The following is an 18,858-nucleotide window of genomic DNA, read 5'->3' as shown; positions in this document are numbered from 1 at the left end:
GGTAGCTACGTGTGGACGGGATAAGTGCTGAAAGCATCTAAGCATGAAGCCCCCCTCAAGATGAGATTTCCCATCGCGTCAAGCGAGTAAGATCCCTCAGAGATGATGAGGTTGATAGGTCTGGTGTAGAAGCGTGGCGACACGTGGAGCTGACAGATACTAATCGATCGAGGACTTAACCACATTTTACATCGATGTTTTCAAGAAAGACATTATCTAGTTTTGAGGGAATATTTTTGGAAAAGCCCTTGAAAAAGTTTATTAATTTTAGTAATATATATCTTGTCCTTACTAAGGATGATTGTGGATCAATTGAACTTGGTCTGGTGACGATGGCGAAGAGGTCACACCCGTTCCCATGCCGAACACGGAAGTTAAGCTCTTCAGCGCCAATGGTAATTGGGGGCTTCCCCCTGTGAGAGTAGGACGTCGCCGGGCCAAACCTTTTTCATCTCATTGAATATTCCACAGTAGCTCAGTGGTAGAGCTATCGGCTGTTAACCGATCGGTCGCAGGTTCGAGTCCTGCCTGTGGAGCCATTTTGCTTCCATAGCTCAGCAGGTAGAGCACTTCCATGGTAAGGAAGAGGTCAGCGGTTCGAGCCCGCTTGGAAGCTCCATGACAAATTTATAAGGCCCCTTGGTCAAGTGGTTAAGACACCGCCCTTTCACGGCGGTAACACGGGTTCGAATCCCGTAGGGGTCACCATCTATTTGGAGGATTAGCTCAGCTGGGAGAGCACCTGCCTTACAAGCAGGGGGTCGGCGGTTCGATCCCGTCATCCTCCACCATTTTTGCTGGCCTAGCTCAATTGGTAGAGCAAGGAGCAATACAACAATGAATAAGCTGCGACTTGTCTCGACGCAGCAGGCAACAGAGGATTCCTTGTTAGAGGAAGAGACACAAACTGAAGTAACATCATTTTACTACGCTGGCCTAGCTCAATTGGTAGAGCAACTGACTTGTAATCAGTAGGTTGGGGGTTCAAGTCCTCTGGCCAGCACCATTTTCATTTGAAATCAGACTTTAAAGTCTTTTTTTATTGGAGGGGTAGCGAAGTGGCTAAACGCGGCGGACTGTAAATCCGCTCCCTCCGGGTTCGGCGGTTCGAATCCGTCCCCCTCCACCATTTTAAAAAAGACGAAGTAAGTTACTTGAGCCATTTGCTCAGTCGGTAGAGCAACGAACAGCTCTACGTGAATTAACTATGAGTTGTCCCGACACAACCTTCTTCGATAGAATCATCTCGTAGAGGAAGGGGCATAAAGGTGAGTAACCTTCATTTTACTTGAGCCATTAGCTCAGTCGGTAGAGCATCTGACTTTTAATCAGAGGGTCGAAGGTTCGAGTCCTTCATGGCTCACCATTAAACCTTCTGTCAAGGACTCTCACCTACGGTTCCACTGCAGGTGATCGGTCACAAGAAGTAACTCAGCAGTACTAACTGCGCGTCGGAGTCCTTCATGGCTCACCATTTCGATAAATCTGATTGATCAAACTTAATCATGCGGGTGTAGTTTAGTGGTAAAACAAGAGCCTTCCAAGCTCTGGTCGTGAGTTCGATTCTCATCACCCGCTCCAATGGGGCCTTAGCTCAGCTGGGAGAGCGCCTGCCTTGCACGCAGGAGGTCAGCGGTTCGATCCCGCTAGGCTCCACCATATCATACATATTCAACTCTCTGAACCATTCGGTTCAGAGAGTTTTTTACATTTTAACGTTGATAATGTTACTGCTGAACAAGTTGAAAGCGAAATTTACGACAACTCATGCGGAAAAAGCGAGCCAGGTGAGACCCCCTAGTGAGGAACTCATGAGGAGGCTGGCGGATATAGGGCTGCTGCTGAAAGAGATGTCTAGCTAAGCGACCAATCACAAGAATCACTTCAAACTTCCTGCGGCGGCGAAAGCCTTCTCATCAGTTTTCCAGTGACCGTCGTGACTAAACGGGTCTCTTCCGCTTTTTGTTTGCCGGCAGAAAGGGAGTGGATTTTGTAAAAATCAACATTAAAGTATAGCAAAATCTGCATATTAAGAAGTATAAGAATGATGCTAATTGAAAGCGCTTCATATTTATCCACTATCATGTCCTGGATCCCTGTTATATCGCATAAGTATGCAGAATTTTGTCCAGTTGAACCAGCGGGCATCAAAGCCCTACAATAGGGGATAGAGTGATTACAGAGGAGGAAAATCATGAAGAAGAATATTGGTATTTTAGGTGTCCCGATGGATTTGGGTCAAATGCGCCGTGGTGTAGATATGGGACCGAGCGCAATGAGATATGCTGGATTAATTGAAAGGCTTGAAAACATTGGCTACGAAGTTGAAGACCATGGTGACATCCACATCCCTCAAAGAGAAAAAGTAGCAAGTAAGGACACAAATCTGAAAAATTTGGATGGGGTCATCGAAGCGAATACCCTTCTTGCTGAAGGTGTAAATAAAATCATTGAATCAAACCATTTTCCATTAGTTCTTGGTGGTGACCATAGTATAGCGATCGGTACACTTGCAGGGGTCTCTAAGCATTATGAGAATTTAGGGGTGATCTGGTATGATGCTCATGGTGATTTGAATACCGGAGACACTTCTCCAAGTGGGAATATTCATGGTATGCCTTTAGCTGTAAGTCTTGGAATTGGTGATGAGAAGCTGCAAGAGATTGGCGGTTACAGTCCGAAAATCAAGCCAGAGAATATTGTCATCATCGGTGCTCGTTCGCTTGATGAAGGTGAGCGTGAGTTGATCCGTGAGAAGGGTATCAAAGTCTATACGATGCATGAAATCGATAAAATGGGCATGACAAAGGTTATGGAAGAAGCGATTGAGCATGTATCAAATGGAACTGATGGTGTACATTTAAGTTTAGATCTTGATGGTCTGGATCCGGCTGAAGCACCTGGTGTAGGGACTCCAGTCCTTGGAGGTATCAGTTATCGTGAGAGCCATTTAGCTATGGAGATGCTTGAAGAGGCGAAAATCCTTACTTCAGCTGAATTCGTGGAGGTCAATCCGATACTGGATGAAAAGAACAAAACTGCAACTGTTGCTGTTGCATTAATCGGTTCATTGTTTGGAGAAAAATTAATCTGATCAGTATTCATGAATGCCTTATCGATTAGTAGTCGATAAGGCTTTTTGAATATAGCTCTGCCTGTATGAAAAATGGCGTATGGGGAAGAGATGATACCCGGTTTCACCATAGCGAGTATTTAAGATGGCAGAAAACGATGAACTTTGCTATGGACTAGAACCATGTTCTTAGGGGACAAAAAAACCACTCTCGAGCAGAGAGCAGCTTCCTAAATCAAGACACCTTTATAATTTCACTTTTAATTGTATCGTATCGATTAAGTAAATGATCGAGATATTGGCTGATTTCAACAACCTCGGCAGAAAACAAAGGCTTTTCTTTTGCCAGGGTCAACATTTTCTTTCTGGAATTTTCGATTTCATTTAATAGAAAGCGCTCTTCAGCCGACATGCAGTCCACCTGCTTTCACCGTAATAGATAGTTGTTACACATAATACCCGATATATAAGAAAATAAACCTATTTTATCAAAAATATTCCTCACTAGGAAGTTGTCCCATGTTAGAATATAACAAGAAGCATTCTACTCCAAAAGTAGTATTTTTAATTACGGAGTATCGGGGGTTCCTATATGGATATAACGGTTAAGCGTTTGGTCCGATCGGTGAAAAAAGGGGATCAAAAAGCGTTTGAAGAACTGGTGGAGATTTATAAAGATAAAGTATATCATATCGTTTACAGGATGTTAGGGAACGTACATGAATCAGAGGACATCGCCCAGGAAGCGTTTGTACGTGCTTATATACATATTGAAAAATATAATGAAGCGCATAAATTTTCCACTTGGTTGTATCGGATTGCAACCAATTTGACGATCGATCGTATACGTAAGAAGAAGCCGGATTATTACCTGGATGCAGAACTAGCCGGGGGAGAAGGATTGACACTATATTCTCAAATAGCAGTCGCAGAACAATTACCTGAAGAAAAAGTTGAAACCTTTGAGCTCCAAGACCGTATACAGAAGGAGATCATGCATTTGCCACCGAAATACCGTTCAGCAATTGCGCTGAAGTACTTGGAGGAACTATCGCTGAAGGAAATCAGTGATATTTTGCAGATTCCAGTCTCAACGGTGAAAACCCGTATCCATCGTGGTCGGGAAGCTCTTCGGAAACGGTTGAAAGATCTGGATTGTTAGGAGGATAACAAAAAATGAAATGCGATGGTAAGTATTCATCTTATATGCATAAATGGGTTGATGAAACGATTGAGCCTCTTGAAAAAATAGAATTGCTCCAACATATCAAAGAATGTTCAGACTGCAAGAGGAAATTAGAAGAAATCAAAAACGTCGATCAATTGCTGCATAGCCATCATTCTATAAAAGCGCCAAATGGTTTTACTACAAAAGTTATGGAGCGATTGCCAAAAGAAAAATCTTCTTCCAAGATGAGAAGATGGTTCAAACATCACCCGATCCTGACTGCTGCGGTTCTTTTTCTCTGGTTGATGTCAAGCTCAATCTATAGTGAATGGGGAAGCCATAGGAGTAACCCGATTTCTGTTTCAGCAAATGGTGCCCAGGTCAAAATAGACCATGACAGTGGAAAAGTTTTTGTTCCTGAAGGCGAAATTGTTAAAGGCGACCTTATTGTAAAGAACGGCGATGTCGAAATTGCTGGGAAGGTTGAAGGGAATGTCACCGTTATCAATGGAAACCACTATCTTGCTTCCGCTGGACATATCGCTGGTGAGAGTGAAGAAATCCATAAGATTACAGAATGGGTCTGGTACCGTCTGAAAGAAGGGGCAAACACTGTAAAAGAGTGGTTTATATCGGAATAATTTAATATATGGTGAAGTGGTTTTATGGACATGTCGGACAAGTTGATGTGACATAAGACCACTTTTCTCTTTTTCAATGGCTTTGTGGGGCTAGCAGAACATCTCCCAAAAAACTTTTTGAATACTTACGGATTGTTATTGACGGAAACTTACGAAAAATAGATATAGTCTCAGTTTATGATATAATAGAGAAGTTACATATGGTAACAAACTGAGCATTGTTGGGCACAATGATATTGAGTTGATCAGTTTGGAGGATGCGTATGTTTCCTATAGGGGACTTTGACTTTAATATATTGAACTACTTGAATGATATAATTGATATCCTCTTGGTCACCTATGTGATCTATAAACTCATCATGCTGATAAAAGGCACAAAGGCAATCCAGCTGTTAAAAGGAATCACGGTCATCATAGCGGTTTGGTTTTTCAGTGGTATTTTCAAACTGAACACCTTATATTTCTTGATGAACCAGACGCTTTTATACGGTTTCCTTGCGATCATCATCATCTTCCAGCCGGAGTTGCGCCGTGCACTTGAACAGTTAGGTCGAGGCAGATTTTTCTCGCGCGGCATGATTGCAGAAGAAGAGGAGAAGAGAAATACGATCGAAGCGATGCTTAAGGCAACGAATTATATGGCTAAGCGTCGTATTGGTGCTTTAATAACGATTGAAAGGGAAACTGGACTTGACGATTACGTCGAAACCGGCATTCCGATCAATGCGAATCTAAGTTCAGAACTCTTGATTAATATTTTCATTCCGAATACACCATTACATGATGGTGCAGTCATCATCAACGATAATCAAATCCTTGCAGCTGCAAGTTATCTTCCACTCTCGGAAAGTCCTTTCATTTCAAAAGAATTGGGGACAAGGCATAGAGCTGCACTGGGCATATCAGAAGTGACAGATAGTCTGACCCTTGTCGTCTCTGAAGAAACAGGAAATGTTTCCCTCACAAAAAATGGGGAACTCTACCGTAATTTAGATGAGGATATGTTACGAAAACTTTTAGAGGCTGAAATAATGGCGAAATCAACTTCCTCAACAAAGTGGAATTGGAGGGGGAAGAAAGATGGATAGACTACTTAAATCTCCATGGTTTGTCAAGGTTGCGGCTTTTCTGATCGCTTTGATGATGTATACCACCGTCCACATTAACGACCAACAGGCGAATGAAGATGACCAAAGTTTGACAGATAGCGGTGAACAAATATTCAAAAACGTTTCTCTTGATGTAGAATACGATAATGATAAATACGTTTTATTAGGAAACCCGGATACAGTCGGGGTCAGGTTCCAGGGATCAAAATCTGATATCATGCGATTCGGCTTGCAGCGAACACCGAGAGCTTATATCGATCTCACAGATAAAGGGGCAGGGCAATATGACGTACCGGTCAAATTTGAAAATGTACCAAACGGGATTGACGCAATTCCAAGAGAAAGTACAGTTAATGTGACATTGCATGAGAAGAAGACCGAATCATTCCCAGTGACAGTACAGCTTCTTGGTGAAGATGACTTACCTAAAGGCTATATTGCTGGTACACCGCAGGTCGATAAAGAGGAGATCGAAATCACCGGTGCAAAAGAAATGATTGATGAAATCGCTTATGTCCGGGTATTTGTCAACGTAGCAGACGAGAAGGAGACTTTCACAAGAGAAGCGAAAGTACAAGCGTTGAATAAAAGCTTCGATCCAGTCGATATCAAAATCGAACCTGATACGATGAATGTAACAGTACCAATTGAAAATCCAAGTAAAGATGTACCGGTCACTATTGAAGAAAGAGGCTCTCTTCCGGATGGTTATGAGCTGAAATCAATTACGCCATCACAAGAAGAAGTAGCGATTCATGCACCTGAAAAGGTCCTGGAGAAACTGAATTCGATTTCTCTTCCAGTGGACTTAAGCAACATTACAGAAGATGAAACGATTGATATGGATGTTCCTTTACCAGAAGGCGCATTTTACGCCACGCCTGGTAAATTGAAAGTGAAAATCGATGTTGAAAAAACGGAAGAGGAAACATCAACAGAACCTGCTGAAAATGAAACGGCAAGTTCTAAAACCTTCAACGATTTACCGATCAAAGTCGTCGGATTGGATGATAATCAAGAAGCAAGTTTCAATTCGCCAAACGAAGGGGTCATGGATGTAACAGTCAATGGGAACGAAGAAGATTTAAAAAACTTGTCAGAAGAAAATATAACCGCTTTTGTAGATGCAAAAGATTTATCAGAGGGGCAGCATGATGTTAAAATCAATGTCGATGTTCCGGAACGATTCACATTTGAGAGTCAGCTGACAGAAGCGACCTTAACCATCAGCAAAAGAACGGCGTAATGTGGAAAAGGGAAGAAGGAGCGATTTATTGAATGGGTAAATATTTTGGAACAGATGGAGTCAGAGGAGTAGCAAACACCGAATTAACACCTGAATTAGCGTTTAAATTGGGGCGCTTCGGCGGTTATGTTCTGACAAAAGAGACCCAAAAACCGAAAATCATCATTGGTCGGGATACCCGTATTTCCGGTCATATGCTGGAGGGTGCATTGGTTGCAGGGTTACTTTCGATCGGAGCAGAGGTTATGCGATTAGGCGTCATCTCAACTCCAGGTGTGGCATATTTGACAAAGGCGCTAGGGGCACAAGCTGGGGTCATGATTTCAGCTTCCCATAATCCAGTTGGGGATAATGGTATCAAATTTTTCGGATCTGATGGTTTCAAGCTATTGGATGAGCAAGAACGGGAAATCGAAGAATTATTGGACCTGGACAAGGACGACTTGCCAAGACCGACTGGAATGGATCTTGGTTTAGTAAGCGATTATTTTGAAGGGGGTCAGAAGTACCTTCAGTTCTTAAAGCAAACGGTTGATGAAGATTTCTCAGGACTTCGTATTGCCTTGGATTGCGCGCATGGGGCGGTTTCTTCACTTGCACCACACCTTTTTGCAGACCTTGATGCGGATATTACGACCATCGGTTCATCCCCGAACGGTTTGAACATAAACGATGGAGTAGGTTCTACTCATCCAGAGAAACTTGTTGACCTTGTAAAAGAAAAAGAGGCTGATGTAGGTCTGGCATTTGATGGAGATGGGGATCGTTTGATTGCAGTAGATGAAAATGGGACGATTATCGATGGTGATCAAATCATGTTCATCTGTGCCAAGCACTTTGCTAGTGAAGGCCGATTGAAAAAAGATACGGTGGTTTCGACAGTGATGAGTAACCTCGGATTCTATAAAGGCCTTGAAGCTGCCAACATTGCATCTGAACAGACAGCTGTTGGTGACCGGTATGTCATGGAACGTATGAGGGAAGGGGACTTCAATCTTGGCGGAGAGCAGTCCGGCCACATCATATTCCTTGACCATAGTACAACTGGCGATGGACTTCTATCTGCTCTACAGCTCGTCAACATCATGAAGTTGACACAGAGACCTTTATCAGAGTTAGCAAGTGAAATGGAAAAGTTTCCGCAATGCCTGAAGAATGTAAAGGTTACAGATAAAACGAAAGTAATGGAAAACCCAGCTGTGAAAGAAGCAATTGCCAAAGTCGAAGCTGAAACGAGCGGAAACGGTCGCGTGCTTGTAAGACCATCTGGAACTGAACCTCTTGTGAGGGTGATGGTGGAAGCTCCGACTGAAGAATTGTGTGAAAAATATGTAGAGGAAATTGCACGTGTAGTCGATCAGGAATTAGGGTATGTAGAACAATAGGGACAGAAAACACACGTGAATACGAATACTATGCAGGGACAGCTCGCATACACGAAACGAGCTGTTTTTGCATAATTATTAAGAGTAGATCAACGCTATAATAAAGTCGTTGACGTCATGAGATTTCTGGTGTATGATATTTCCATTCGATTATAGAAAGGAGCATAGAAAGAATAGTAAAACTAAAAGCGCCTGGACTATTTCTTCGGCTGAGGCCGACACCGCGGCGGTGTATGGAATAGTTGACGAGGAAAGAGGTTTATCGAATCTGATCGGCGGATGCCTCTCGGTCTTACATCAAACCGGAAAATTCATACTGAAACCACTAAGGCGACTTTGTGAACAAAGGTATGGATATGATGTAAAACTAAAATTTTAAATGTTGGGGGTAAAGAAACCCCTTATTTTCACTTGATTAAAATATGAAAAATATTGAATATAAGTGAATGGTGCTTTCCCCCAACAGGGAGGTTTATTTCAATGTGTGGAATTGTTGGTTATGTTGGAAATGAAGATACGAAAGAAATTTTATTAAAAGGGCTGGAAAAGCTCGAATATCGTGGTTATGACTCGGCTGGTATCGCAGTAATGAACGAAAAAGGTGTTCATGTTTTCAAAGAGAAAGGACGCATTGCGACATTGCGGGAGAACGTGGATGAGGAAGTGCCTGCGACCATCGGGATCGGACATACACGTTGGGCGACACACGGTGCACCAAGCAAAGTCAACGCGCACCCTCATCAAAGCTCGACAGAACGTTTTACACTTGTACACAACGGAGTGATCGAAAACTTTGCACAAGTGCGAAAAGAGTTTTTGAAAAACGTTGAATTGAAAAGTGAAACAGATACGGAAATCATCGTTCAGCTTATCGATCTTTTTGTAAAAGATGGCCTTGAAGTCGAAGAGGCTTTCCGTAAAACATTATCTCTTTTAAAGGGATCCTATGCAATTGCACTTTTAGATAACGAAAATGCTGAAACGATCTATGTAGGGAAGAACAAGAGTCCGTTACTTGTAGGTGTAGGTAATGGGTACAATGTTGTGGCAAGTGACTCTATGGCGATGCTTCAAAAGACGGATCAATTCGTTGAGTTGATGGATGAAGAAATCGTAATCGTCACAAAAGAGGACATCACAATCAAAAATCTAGATGGTGTAGTGATGGAACGTGATCCGTTCACAGCAGAGCTTGATGCTTCTGACATCGAAAAAGGGACGTATCCGCACTATATGCTCAAAGAAATCGACGAACAGCCAATTGTAATCCGTAACATCATCAACCAGTACCAGGATAAAGAAGGCAACTTGAAACTTGATGATGATATCAGGAAAGCGATGAAGAAAACGGACCGTATTTACATCATTGCATGTGGTACATCCTACCATGCTGGGCTTGTAGGGAAAGAGCTTATTGAAAAGATGGCTCAAGTACCTGTCGAAGTACACATTGCGAGTGAGTTTTCATACAATATGCCATTGCTATCTGAGAAGCCATTGTTCATCTTTATTTCTCAGAGTGGGGAAACAGCAGATAGCCGTGCTGTCCTCGTCCAGGTGAAAAAGCTTGGTCATAAGGCATTGACAATTACCAACGTTCAAGGATCTACACTTTCTCGTGAAGCGGATTATACAATGCTTCTTCATGCGGGTCCTGAAATCGCTGTAGCGTCTACAAAAGCTTACACAGCGCAGATTGCGGTCCTATCCATATTGGCTAGCGATACAGCGGATGCGAAGGGTATAGAGTTGAGATTCGATCTTATCAAGGAGTTAAGTGTTGTTTCTAACGCAATCGAAGCAATGTGTGACCAGAAGGAAGATTTCGAAAAAATCGCTCGTGAATACCTTGCAGTAACACGCAATTGCTTCTTCATCGGCCGCGGAATGGATTATCACGTTGTACTTGAGGGTGCGTTGAAGCTAAAAGAAATCTCGTACATCCAGGCAGAAGGATTTGCGGGAGGAGAGCTGAAACACGGTACGATCGCATTGATCGAAGAAGGTACACCGGTCATCGCGCTTGCTACACAAGAACACGTGAACTTGAGCATCCGTGGAAACGTGAAGGAAGTAGCTGCACGTGGCGCCTACACATGCACAATCAGTTCAGAATCATTACATGACGAAGAAGATCGCATCGTCATTCCAGATGTCAATGAACTGCTGACACCGTTAGTAAGCGTCGTACCGTTGCAACTGATCTCCTATTATGCAGCACTGCACCGTGACTGCGATGTAGATAAGCCGCGTAACCTGGCTAAATCAGTAACGGTTGAATAATTAAATTTTAATTAAATTAATAAAAAATTAGTTCATAAGTACGTGCTTGAGGATTGAGAAATCTTCAAGCACGTTTTTTTATTCAGCTTCAATAAAACTGTTGATGTCTGATCAAGTTTGTAATGTTTGGCTTGCCAAGTTTTCTTTAAGAAAACTTGAAACTGAATATGACTTCATCATATCGACCATCCTATAGAACGAAACGATTTTGATGTCTATTTCAAGGTGATGTTCAATGATCTTATGTTTGGTTATTTATTATTGGTTGATGGGTACTCTCCTACTTGCAGCTCCTTATTATTTGCCGTATTGGCTTCACAGATGGAAAGAAAAGGTCCAGATCCGTGCACGATCTTTGGATGAGGATAACAATATTGAGAGCATCCAGAAGAACATTGTAGCGAATACGATTTTTTCAATTCCTGATTACAGTATCAAAATTTACTTTCCTATTTATGGTGCTATTAAGATTGTTCTGGGGTTTGTTGTTTTGGCTATAATCATCCATTTTGATAAAATTTGAAAACTCATGTAAAAGTCCCTGATCCAAGCGATGACTTGCCTTTCCTCTTGAAGGTCAAATTGCCATTTTTAACTTATTATCTAATACATATTTACCACGAAAGTGTTGATTTGGGATAGGTGTTTCGTATTCTTTCGACTAATTACCCACTAAAATATACATTCTTTTAGGAACTATTATTAAGGCAGAATAGTTTCTATTTGTGTTTTGCCTTAAGGAGTGTTTTTGTTGGAAATACTTATCGCATTATTTTTCTTATTAAGTGTCACCTTTCCGGTATTACATTTATATCATTGTCTACCCTGGTTTCGTGAGCATAATGAGCGGATCAGACGAGATCCTGAATTGAAAAAATGGATGATCGATCATGGATATGAAGAGGAAAAGGGAATAAGCATATTGATTCCCTGTTATAACGAAACAAGGATTTTAAAGACTTCAATCGAGAGTATGAAAGAATTATCCTATTCACAATTTGAAGTCATTTATATTAATGACGGTTCTACAGACGATACAATGACCTTTATGAAGGAATTACTCCTGCTTACACCATGCTCGATGTCTTCAATTAGTAAGCTCATTCATGAGAGGATAGAGGGGACCTATCAGTCAGGACTGTACCCTAATATCTATGTAATCGATAAGATGAATGGCGGAAAAGCCGACGCCTTGAATGCAGGTATAGAATATGCAAGAAATGATGTGGTCATTACATTGGATGCAGATACGATTCTTGCTGATAATGCATTATCGGCTGTCAACGATGTGATGAAGGATGAGGGTGTAGTTGCAGCAGGCGGGATGGTCCACGTTTTACAGACAAAAACGAATAAACCATTGAACCGCTTGTCTTTACGTTTTGCAAATATGCTGGTACGTGTCCAGGTATTAGATTTCTTAAAAGCATTTTATATCTCAAAACTTTCCCTTGTACGTTTTAAAGCTTTGGCAGTCATATCAGGAGCGTTTGGGATTTTTAGAAAACAGGTTTTATTAGATGTAGGCGGTTATCGAAAAACAATTGGTGAAGATATTGACATTACCTTGCGAGTCCATAAATATATGGCTAAACATAAAAATCTGAGGATCAGTTTTATAGCAGATGCTGTTGGTTATACCGAATTACCCGAGACATGGAAAGATTTGACCAAGCAACGTTTACGGTGGCAAAAAGCATATATCGATTGCGTTGTTCATTTCCGTTCTTTCTTTGGTAAAACGTTATTTACTAAAGCCGTATCTTTCTTCTATATTTTCGAAACGTTCCTGGTTGGAACCCTTGCTTCTTTCGTAATGACAGGCATAATGCTTATGAACATGTTACACGACCCTGAAAATTCTTATTTGAATTACGTGTTTTTTTATTTGTTTTGGCTTTTTGTCTTTGGTCTAGTATACGATCTGGTAGCCATTGCGATTGGTAGGCATTACGGGTTTTCATTTGAATGGAAAGATAGTTTCCGTTTAATATCAGCGCTTATTTTTGATATTTTTGTTTATCGTTTTGTAACGATGTATTTTGTAATGTATGGTAGTATTTCTTATTTCTTTAACAGAAAGTGGAACAAAGTTAAGCGGACGGGGCGGAATTATCATACTGACTCCAGGCACGCAGCATGAGTTTTTTCAGTATAAGTGCAACTACTGGCTCTGCCTACGCCCAAGGCTTGGCTTTGATAAGTTTTCTTTAGCGGGTGAGAGAATTAATGTTTAAGAAAATGATTTTATTTATATTAACGTTCAGTACTGTAGTGACTTTGGGTGCAGGAAGTTTTGCATGGCAATTCCTGACGTCTGCTTCATCAAGTATACATGAAGATATCGATATTGAAAGAAATCCCAGATTCGAAGAACACCATGATCAGATCGATCTCAAGAAAGGTGATCCGATTTCCATACTCGTAATGGGGATCGATAAAGCAGCTGGTGAAAAGCGAGGGCGATCAGATTCGTTGATCTTATTGACCATCAATCCTCATTCTAAATCAACGCATATGGTAAGTATCCCGCGTGATACCTACACCAAGGTAAAAGGTGCTGAAGATAAAATCAACTCTGCTTATCATGTTGGAGGGGCTGCGATGACGATTGCCTCTGTTGAAAATCTCTTAGATGTTCCAGTGGATTATTATGTGAAGGTCAATATGAAAAGCTTTGTACAAATCGTCGATGCAGTTGGGGGCATCGAGGTTAATAATGACTTGGATTTCAATACTAATAATTCAACTTTCACTTATAAAAAGATGGACTTTCCAAAAGGCCAAATAAGGCTGAACGGTGAAGAAGCGTTGATATATGCCCGGATGAGGAAGCAAGATCCACGTGGTGACTTCGGGCGACAAATCCGTCAACGTAAAGTGATTGAAGCAGTGATAGATAAAGGAGCGCATATATCTTCCATAACGAAATTCGGTGAAATCGTAAAAGTTGTCGAACATAATGTTAAAACGAATTTAACATTCAATGATATGTGGAAGGTTCAATCGAATTATAAGAATGCTCGTGAAAACATAAAGCAGCACAAAATAGACGGAGCGGACAAAAAAATAAAAGGTACCTATTATTATGTGCCTGATAAAGAAAAGCTCCGTACTGTTTCTGATGGGCTGAAAAAGCACTTGGACTTTGATAGTTAGGAGCAAACGACAAGGCTGTTTTCGCAAACGTTGTTGCTCTTGCACTTAAAGAAAGTAAAAAATACTTTCTTCAGTATAAGGGCAACTAAGGCTCGACCTACAAAAGGCTTGGTCCCGCCAAGTTTTCTTTAAAAGTCGTTGATTTCCGCTCCAGGATGCTCGCTTTCCACGGGGCGTGCGGTGAGCCCACTCGTCGACTTGCGACATGGAATGGTCTCACCTGTCCCGATGATCCCGCAGGACAAGGGAAGCTTCGGCAGCGTTACATCGCACGAAGAATATGCGATTTTCATTTTCGAGGAGTCTCGCACCTTGCTCTCAAATCAAATTGCGCAAGGTGATTTTTTAAAAATGACTCAAAAGCAACAATCTTTTAGAAATGTGCCAACGGCAAAGAGGGATGAACTGATCTCCCTCTTTTTATCCTGATTGTAAAAGAGAGTCTAAGCAATTTGCTTCCATGTAAATACAAACCAATTTTCTTAAGACGAACCTAATCAAACCAGGAGACCACGAAATCTATAAAAGAAATCAATAGGGGAAGGGTTTTGCTATGGATACGCTAATTTTTCTTGGAGTAATTCTAGTACTGATGTGTATTATCTTCGGACTGCTCGTGTTTATTAAGAAAAAACATGTCGATTATGATGAAATGATTGAAGAGTTCCAAACAGAAGCGGTCGCAAGTCTTACTAAAGTTGAAAATGATCTTTTGCAAGAGAAAGAAAAGGTGGCAGATAAGGTCAAGGAAAGTTATGAAAGTAAAATAAAAGAATATAAGAGATATGTTCATACCGTAGAAAAGCTCTCTAGAACGACAAGTGAAGCGAATACACATAATATATTGACCGAAATAAAGAAAGAATTGGTTGCTGATTATGCAATCAAAAAGGGGCAAATGAAAATCTTGTCTAATGTTTTTTTGCCAAATAAAACAACTGACGGAGAAATATACCCTGTAAAAATCGATCATATTGTAATAATGAGGACCGGAGTATACATCATTGATACAAATGAATTCACTGGGGATGTATTGTATGGTGTAACAAAAGGAAAAGCAAAAGACTTATCACTCATTCTCGATCATCTTTTTCCTTCGGAGGAAGTTCAGAGTGAAAAAACCATTGTACTTAGGAAAGATAGAGAGAATTTAAACGGATTGAATGTAATTCCAGTTGATGATCCGAAGAAACATGTTATGACGGGAGTTGCCGCTCTCAATCAATTACTTGAAAACCAATTAGGTCATTTTTCTACTGTACCTATCCTTTATTTTGATCATGATGAATACAATTTTGTTAATTATTCACACTCTAAAACCCCTTACGTGTTTGACGATAAATCAAAACTTCATCAATTCTTTTTGAAACAATTGAAAGAAGGAAATAAGATTCATTCAGAGTTTGAATTGGAAAAGATAAAAAATGTAATAGAAAGCCTAAGTATTGGTTATTGAACGAACCCAACAGCATGATAATGAAAATCCGCTATAAAACATGTCATTTTGACAAAGGTCTCAACCATTTTCAGGGAGGGGCTTTTTTATTTCAATCCCTTTAATGTGAATGATACGAACTAAGCTTTAAAGGTTTTCTCGAAGTCTATAAATAAAAAGGACAAATGGAGAGGAAATTGTTTATGGAGACTATATTTTTTATCGCCATCATTCTCGTATTAATTTGCATCGTAATTGGATTATTATTATTTGTGAAGAAGAAGCATAGGGATTATGACGAAATGATAGAAGAATATCAAATGAAAGCGACTGCCAGCATTGCAGAGATCGAAACTAATTTTAAGAAAGAGAAGGAATCAGAGGTTGAGAACGTCAAGGAAAGTTATGAGTTGAAGATCAATGACTTTAAAGAATATATCCATAGTGTCGAAAAATTCTCTCGAAGTTCGAGTGAAATCCATACACATAAAATATTGACTGATCTTAAGAAAAAACTTGTTTCGAATGGAAAAATCGATTCATTGCAGATGTTGATGATGGCCAATGTGTTCATTCCATATAAAACGGCTGATGGAGAGGTACAGTCAACGAAAATCGATCACTTGATTGTGATGAAGACAGGAATTTACCTTATCAATACGAAAAATTGGGAGGGGAAAATTTTATATGGAATTTCGAAAGAAAAAGCTACGGAGTTCCCATTCCTCCATGATAATCTTTTTTCACCAGATGAAAAAGAAACTGAAAAGACGATTATCTATTCCCATAATGAGAATCATCCTTCTGAGTTGAAGGTGCGTTCGATTGATGAACCAACCAAACAGGTAATGATCGGCTATAAGACAATTAACGCGTTGCTTGAGCAGCATTATGGGAATATTCATATGACGCCTATCCTCTATATCAACAATAATACGAATCTTATTAACTACTCATCAAATGTTGTTCCTCTCGTCTTTGATCAGGTTGAACCGCTCTATGAATTTTTCGTCAAAGAAATAGAAGGAAGAGCGGATTTATATTCTGTAGCTGAGATTGAAGAAATGAAGAACTTCATTGAAAATGTTCATATCACGACTTAAGAGGATCATTTTTACAACTATTTAGTTGGTTTATGGAGGATGTGTTTCGCGGATATCAACAATTTAAGTGAAAAAATAATAAGTTTTTTATAAAAAGTCGAAAAAGATGTTTTAATAGAATTAATAAAGGGTATGTACTATACACCATGTCAAGTTAGGGAGGGATAATAATGCAAGTTGTAAAGTCGTTGGACCATAAGCCCGACAAAACAACCTATACATCCAATCCCCGCAAATCTAACAAAATTCTACTTAAACCAAACGATGGTCCAAGAAGAAAACCCGAATATAAACAAACATTCTTAAACCCACGATAGAAGGAGCACGGCACATGCCGGCTTCTTTTTTTTGTCCTTTGATACAATACAACCCTGTTATTCATAAAATGAAGCAATATGTCACAAGGGGGACGGAAAATGGATCATTATCGCCAAATGCAATCCCAACAGCCAAAATCAGTTCAAGAAGCTCAACTACAGTTCTTGAAGCATGCAGCATTAGCCGAACATTATGAACGTCATAAGATGGCTTATGCAGGAAATTCCACAGCATACTATAAATACGCAGAGCTGCAATATTTCCATAAATCACGAGCAATTTACTACAAAAGCTTCTTCTCCGCAACTTCACTAATATGATCTCGGTGCCAGGCACGACAATTCGGCCCTTCTCCGGCAAGGGTTCTCAGTTGGTGCCTGGCACTGTTTGTAATCTCATGTGGCTCAAGGGGTCTGAAACGGTGCCAGGCACCATCTTTATCATTTCTTTATAATAAGGTGGTAGAGTGTTTTTTGAGAGGGGGGGATTTCAAATGGAGGATGTTTGGTTCATCGGTCCTTTGATGATCAAAGAGAAATGGATTTTGTATGTTGTAGCTGCGCTTGTGAGCTACCTTGTAGTGAAAGTATTGACGAAAGTGAAAGGCATAGACCCTCGTGTCATAGAATCGGTTTGGAACGCTGCTATGGTGTTTCTACTTGTATGGAAAGGGAGCTATGCCGTTTTTCATCTATTCCAGACGTTTCAGAATCCAATAGCACTACTTTATTTTACTGGCGGAGAGAAAGGTGTAGTACTCGGTTTCATTGCAGTTCTGCTGTATTTATTTTTACGTTCAAAAAAAGAGGCATTGGGTTTTTCGGTCTATATGGATATGACGTTGCTGACTTTATTGACAGCGTTATGTACATACACGCTTGGGAGACTGATGCTCGACCAGCCGTTTTCCATCGTATGGTTGTTCGAAATCGTCTTGTACCTCAGCCTGTTAGCATATTGGGTTGTGAAATATAAAGCGGACAAGCCTTTATGGCCGGAGATCTTGATGTGGTTCAGTTTAGGGAGTATAGCACTTTCATATTACAAACCGCAGATCCCCATACTGCTCGGGTTATCATTCAGTCAATGGACATACATTGTCGTCAGCATCATAGCGATCATTTTGTCACACAAAAAAACCAACTTTATGAAATCTTAACACTTCCCGGATATGCTAAGGAAGACAAGAAGCGGAGGTGACATGATATAGATGGAACAAGTGACAGTCCTCATCGCATTCACTGCAGGTGTTGTATCTTTCTTTTCCCCATGCGTTTTCCCATTGATTCCTGCCTATGTTGCAAGTATCACTAGTTCAACGATAGAGGATAATAAAATTTCTATCAATAAACGAATTGTTCTAAGCCGATCGATCATGTTCATCATCGGTTTCAGTATCATTTTTGTACTTTTAGGGGCATCAGCCAGCCTTCTTGGCGAACTTTTCACCGATTTTCGTGATCTTTTCACAAAAATAGGCGGTCTGCTCATCATCGTCTTCGGTATGCAGATGACAGGAATTTTAAAATTAAAGTTATTTATGAGTGAAAAGCGTATGCGTATGGACCATACCATGGAAAAAAACAGCTGGCGTTCCCTCCTGATGGGGATGGTTTTCGCAGCAGGCTGGTCTCCTTGTATCGGACTCGCGTTATCATCCATTCTTATTCTTGCAGGATCATCCGGGACAATGATGACAGGTATTTTCATGCTGATCGTCTATTCACTCGGGATGGCGATCCCATTTTTACTGATTGCAATCATCATCACATACTCTCTAGCGTTTACAAAAAGAGTCAACAAATGGCTTCCAAAGATATCGCTGATCAGTGGTTGGATGTTGATCATATTAGGCTTCTTGCTTTTCACAGGACAACTTCAAAAAATCAGTGCTTGGCTAACAGTCATATCAAGTACTACATAAAAGGGGGCATCTGA

Annotated in this window: 17 protein-coding genes, 9 tRNA genes and 2 rRNA genes; 26 read left to right on the top strand and 2 right to left on the bottom strand. The window is 40.6% G+C overall.

The features are described from left to right. The 11 genes from N8M93_RS19165 to N8M93_RS19115 all read left to right on the top strand — a co-directional run. A 23S ribosomal RNA gene (locus tag N8M93_RS19165) occupies positions 1–183 on the top strand; the annotation flags it as partial. Positions 184–322: 139 nt separating this feature from the next. Then, positions 323–438 (top strand): 5S ribosomal RNA (gene rrf / locus N8M93_RS19160). Positions 439–464: 26 nt separating this feature from the next. Then, positions 465–539: transfer RNA gene (locus N8M93_RS19155), tRNA-Asn, on the top strand. 4 nt (positions 540–543) lie between these two features. Further along, a tRNA-Thr gene (locus N8M93_RS19150) sits at positions 544–619 on the top strand. Between the two features lie 14 nt (positions 620–633). Continuing rightward, positions 634–708 (top strand) — tRNA-Glu (locus tag N8M93_RS19145). 7 nt (positions 709–715) lie between these two features. Then, a tRNA-Val gene (locus N8M93_RS19140) sits at positions 716–791 on the top strand. Positions 792–930: 139 nt separating this feature from the next. Then, positions 931–1,006: transfer RNA gene (locus N8M93_RS19135), tRNA-Thr, on the top strand. Between the two features lie 38 nt (positions 1,007–1,044). Then, positions 1,045–1,129, top strand: a tRNA-Tyr gene (locus N8M93_RS19130). Between the two features lie 161 nt (positions 1,130–1,290). Continuing rightward, positions 1,291–1,366 (top strand) — tRNA-Lys (locus N8M93_RS19125). A 141-nt stretch (positions 1,367–1,507) separates the two neighbouring features. Beyond that, positions 1,508–1,581: transfer RNA gene (locus N8M93_RS19120), tRNA-Gly, on the top strand. 2 nt (positions 1,582–1,583) lie between these two features. Continuing rightward, positions 1,584–1,659: transfer RNA gene (locus tag N8M93_RS19115), tRNA-Ala, on the top strand. A 225-nt stretch (positions 1,660–1,884) separates the two neighbouring features. On the opposite strand, the gene N8M93_RS19110 is transcribed toward N8M93_RS19115, so the two are convergent. Further along, complete coding sequence (locus tag N8M93_RS19110) at positions 1,885–2,085, bottom strand: hypothetical protein (RefSeq protein WP_261134233.1); 201 nt, start codon at positions 2,083–2,085, stop codon at positions 1,885–1,887. A gap of 109 nt (positions 2,086–2,194) precedes the next feature. Here N8M93_RS19110 and rocF point away from each other — a divergent pair, with 109 nt between their 5' ends. Next, entirely contained in the window at positions 2,195–3,094 is a 900-nt protein-coding gene (gene rocF, locus N8M93_RS19105) for an arginase (RefSeq protein ID WP_261134232.1), read from the top strand. Between the two features lie 214 nt (positions 3,095–3,308). On the opposite strand, the gene N8M93_RS19100 is transcribed toward rocF, so the two are convergent. Beyond that, positions 3,309–3,485, bottom strand: coding sequence for an aspartyl-phosphate phosphatase Spo0E family protein (locus N8M93_RS19100; protein WP_261134231.1), 177 nt, complete (start codon positions 3,483–3,485; stop codon positions 3,309–3,311). Positions 3,486–3,665: 180 nt separating this feature from the next. Between N8M93_RS19100 and sigW the strand changes: the two genes are divergently transcribed. The 14 genes from sigW to N8M93_RS19030 all read left to right on the top strand — a co-directional run bounded on the left by sigW (position 3,666) and on the right by N8M93_RS19030 (position 18,844). Continuing rightward, positions 3,666–4,235 carry an RNA polymerase sigma factor SigW gene (sigW, locus tag N8M93_RS19095; protein WP_221569339.1) on the top strand — a complete coding sequence of 190 codons (570 nt, stop codon included), beginning with the start codon at positions 3,666–3,668 and terminating at the stop codon, positions 4,233–4,235. A gap of 14 nt (positions 4,236–4,249) precedes the next feature. Next, positions 4,250–4,882: an anti-sigma factor gene (locus tag N8M93_RS19090; protein ID WP_261134230.1), complete on the top strand. Its 633-nt coding sequence runs from the start codon at positions 4,250–4,252 to the stop codon at positions 4,880–4,882. 263 nt (positions 4,883–5,145) lie between these two features. Beyond that, positions 5,146–5,970 (top strand): diadenylate cyclase CdaA, encoded by an 825-nt coding sequence (gene cdaA, locus N8M93_RS19085; RefSeq protein ID WP_261134229.1) that lies wholly within the window; start codon positions 5,146–5,148, stop codon positions 5,968–5,970. Continuing rightward, a complete protein-coding gene (locus N8M93_RS19080; RefSeq protein WP_261134228.1) occupies positions 5,963–7,237 on the top strand; it encodes a YbbR-like domain-containing protein in 1,275 nt (424 codons plus the stop codon). The genes cdaA and N8M93_RS19080 overlap by 8 nt, the downstream gene beginning before the upstream one ends. A 32-nt stretch (positions 7,238–7,269) precedes the next feature. Beyond that, a complete protein-coding gene (glmM, locus tag N8M93_RS19075; RefSeq protein ID WP_261134227.1) occupies positions 7,270–8,622 on the top strand; it encodes a phosphoglucosamine mutase in 1,353 nt (450 codons plus the stop codon). A gap of 480 nt (positions 8,623–9,102) precedes the next feature. Next, a complete protein-coding gene (gene glmS / locus N8M93_RS19070) occupies positions 9,103–10,905 on the top strand; it encodes a glutamine--fructose-6-phosphate transaminase (isomerizing) (protein ID WP_261134226.1) in 1,803 nt (600 codons plus the stop codon). Positions 10,906–11,140: 235 nt separating this feature from the next. After that, a complete protein-coding gene (locus N8M93_RS19065) occupies positions 11,141–11,428 on the top strand; it encodes a hypothetical protein (protein ID WP_261134225.1) in 288 nt (95 codons plus the stop codon). Positions 11,429–11,656: 228 nt separating this feature from the next. Continuing rightward, entirely contained in the window at positions 11,657–13,048 is a 1,392-nt protein-coding gene (locus N8M93_RS19060; protein WP_261134224.1) for a glycosyltransferase family 2 protein, read from the top strand. A gap of 86 nt (positions 13,049–13,134) precedes the next feature. Beyond that, entirely contained in the window at positions 13,135–14,064 is a 930-nt protein-coding gene (locus N8M93_RS19055; RefSeq protein ID WP_261134223.1) for an LCP family protein, read from the top strand. 616 nt (positions 14,065–14,680) lie between these two features. Beyond that, positions 14,681–15,520: a nuclease-related domain-containing protein gene (locus N8M93_RS19050; protein WP_261134222.1), complete on the top strand. Its 840-nt coding sequence runs from the start codon at positions 14,681–14,683 to the stop codon at positions 15,518–15,520. A gap of 182 nt (positions 15,521–15,702) precedes the next feature. Beyond that, complete coding sequence (locus N8M93_RS19045) at positions 15,703–16,602, top strand: nuclease-related domain-containing protein (RefSeq protein WP_261134221.1); 900 nt, start codon at positions 15,703–15,705, stop codon at positions 16,600–16,602. 416 nt (positions 16,603–17,018) lie between these two features. Continuing rightward, entirely contained in the window at positions 17,019–17,240 is a 222-nt protein-coding gene (locus tag N8M93_RS19040; protein WP_261134220.1) for a hypothetical protein, read from the top strand. A gap of 173 nt (positions 17,241–17,413) precedes the next feature. Next, on the top strand, positions 17,414–18,079 hold the full coding sequence (locus tag N8M93_RS19035; RefSeq protein ID WP_261134219.1) for a hypothetical protein: 666 nt from the start codon (positions 17,414–17,416) through the stop codon (positions 18,077–18,079). Between the two features lie 51 nt (positions 18,080–18,130). Beyond that, complete coding sequence (locus N8M93_RS19030) at positions 18,131–18,844, top strand: cytochrome c biogenesis CcdA family protein (RefSeq protein ID WP_261134218.1); 714 nt, start codon at positions 18,131–18,133, stop codon at positions 18,842–18,844. The last annotated feature ends 14 nt before the right edge of the window (positions 18,845–18,858 follow it).

Source organism: Bacillus sp. Marseille-Q3570, assembly GCF_946151055.1.
Taxonomy (GTDB): Bacteria; Bacillota; Bacilli; order Bacillales; family Fictibacillaceae; genus Pseudalkalibacillus.
The sequence above is the reverse complement of the archived record's forward strand: the minus strand, read 5'-3'. Positions and strand labels throughout refer to the sequence as shown.

Coding starts and splice junctions, on each gene's coding strand:
- N8M93_RS19110 (WP_261134233.1), bottom strand. CDS start 2,085: ATGATAGTGGATAAATATGAAGCGCTTTCAATTAGCATCATTCTTATA.
- rocF (WP_261134232.1), top strand. CDS start 2,195: ATGAAGAAGAATATTGGTATTTTAGGTGTCCCGATGGATTTGGGTCAA.
- N8M93_RS19100 (WP_261134231.1), bottom strand. CDS start 3,485: ATGTCGGCTGAAGAGCGCTTTCTATTAAATGAAATCGAAAATTCCAGA.
- sigW (WP_221569339.1), top strand. CDS start 3,666: ATGGATATAACGGTTAAGCGTTTGGTCCGATCGGTGAAAAAAGGGGAT.
- N8M93_RS19090 (WP_261134230.1), top strand. CDS start 4,250: ATGAAATGCGATGGTAAGTATTCATCTTATATGCATAAATGGGTTGAT.
- cdaA (WP_261134229.1), top strand. CDS start 5,146: ATGTTTCCTATAGGGGACTTTGACTTTAATATATTGAACTACTTGAAT.
- N8M93_RS19080 (WP_261134228.1), top strand. CDS start 5,963: ATGGATAGACTACTTAAATCTCCATGGTTTGTCAAGGTTGCGGCTTTT.
- glmM (WP_261134227.1), top strand. CDS start 7,270: ATGGGTAAATATTTTGGAACAGATGGAGTCAGAGGAGTAGCAAACACC.
- glmS (WP_261134226.1), top strand. CDS start 9,103: ATGTGTGGAATTGTTGGTTATGTTGGAAATGAAGATACGAAAGAAATT.
- N8M93_RS19065 (WP_261134225.1), top strand. CDS start 11,141: ATGATCTTATGTTTGGTTATTTATTATTGGTTGATGGGTACTCTCCTA.
- N8M93_RS19055 (WP_261134223.1), top strand. CDS start 13,135: ATGTTTAAGAAAATGATTTTATTTATATTAACGTTCAGTACTGTAGTG.
- N8M93_RS19045 (WP_261134221.1), top strand. CDS start 15,703: ATGGAGACTATATTTTTTATCGCCATCATTCTCGTATTAATTTGCATC.
- N8M93_RS19040 (WP_261134220.1), top strand. CDS start 17,019: ATGGATCATTATCGCCAAATGCAATCCCAACAGCCAAAATCAGTTCAA.
- N8M93_RS19035 (WP_261134219.1), top strand. CDS start 17,414: ATGGAGGATGTTTGGTTCATCGGTCCTTTGATGATCAAAGAGAAATGG.
- N8M93_RS19030 (WP_261134218.1), top strand. CDS start 18,131: ATGGAACAAGTGACAGTCCTCATCGCATTCACTGCAGGTGTTGTATCT.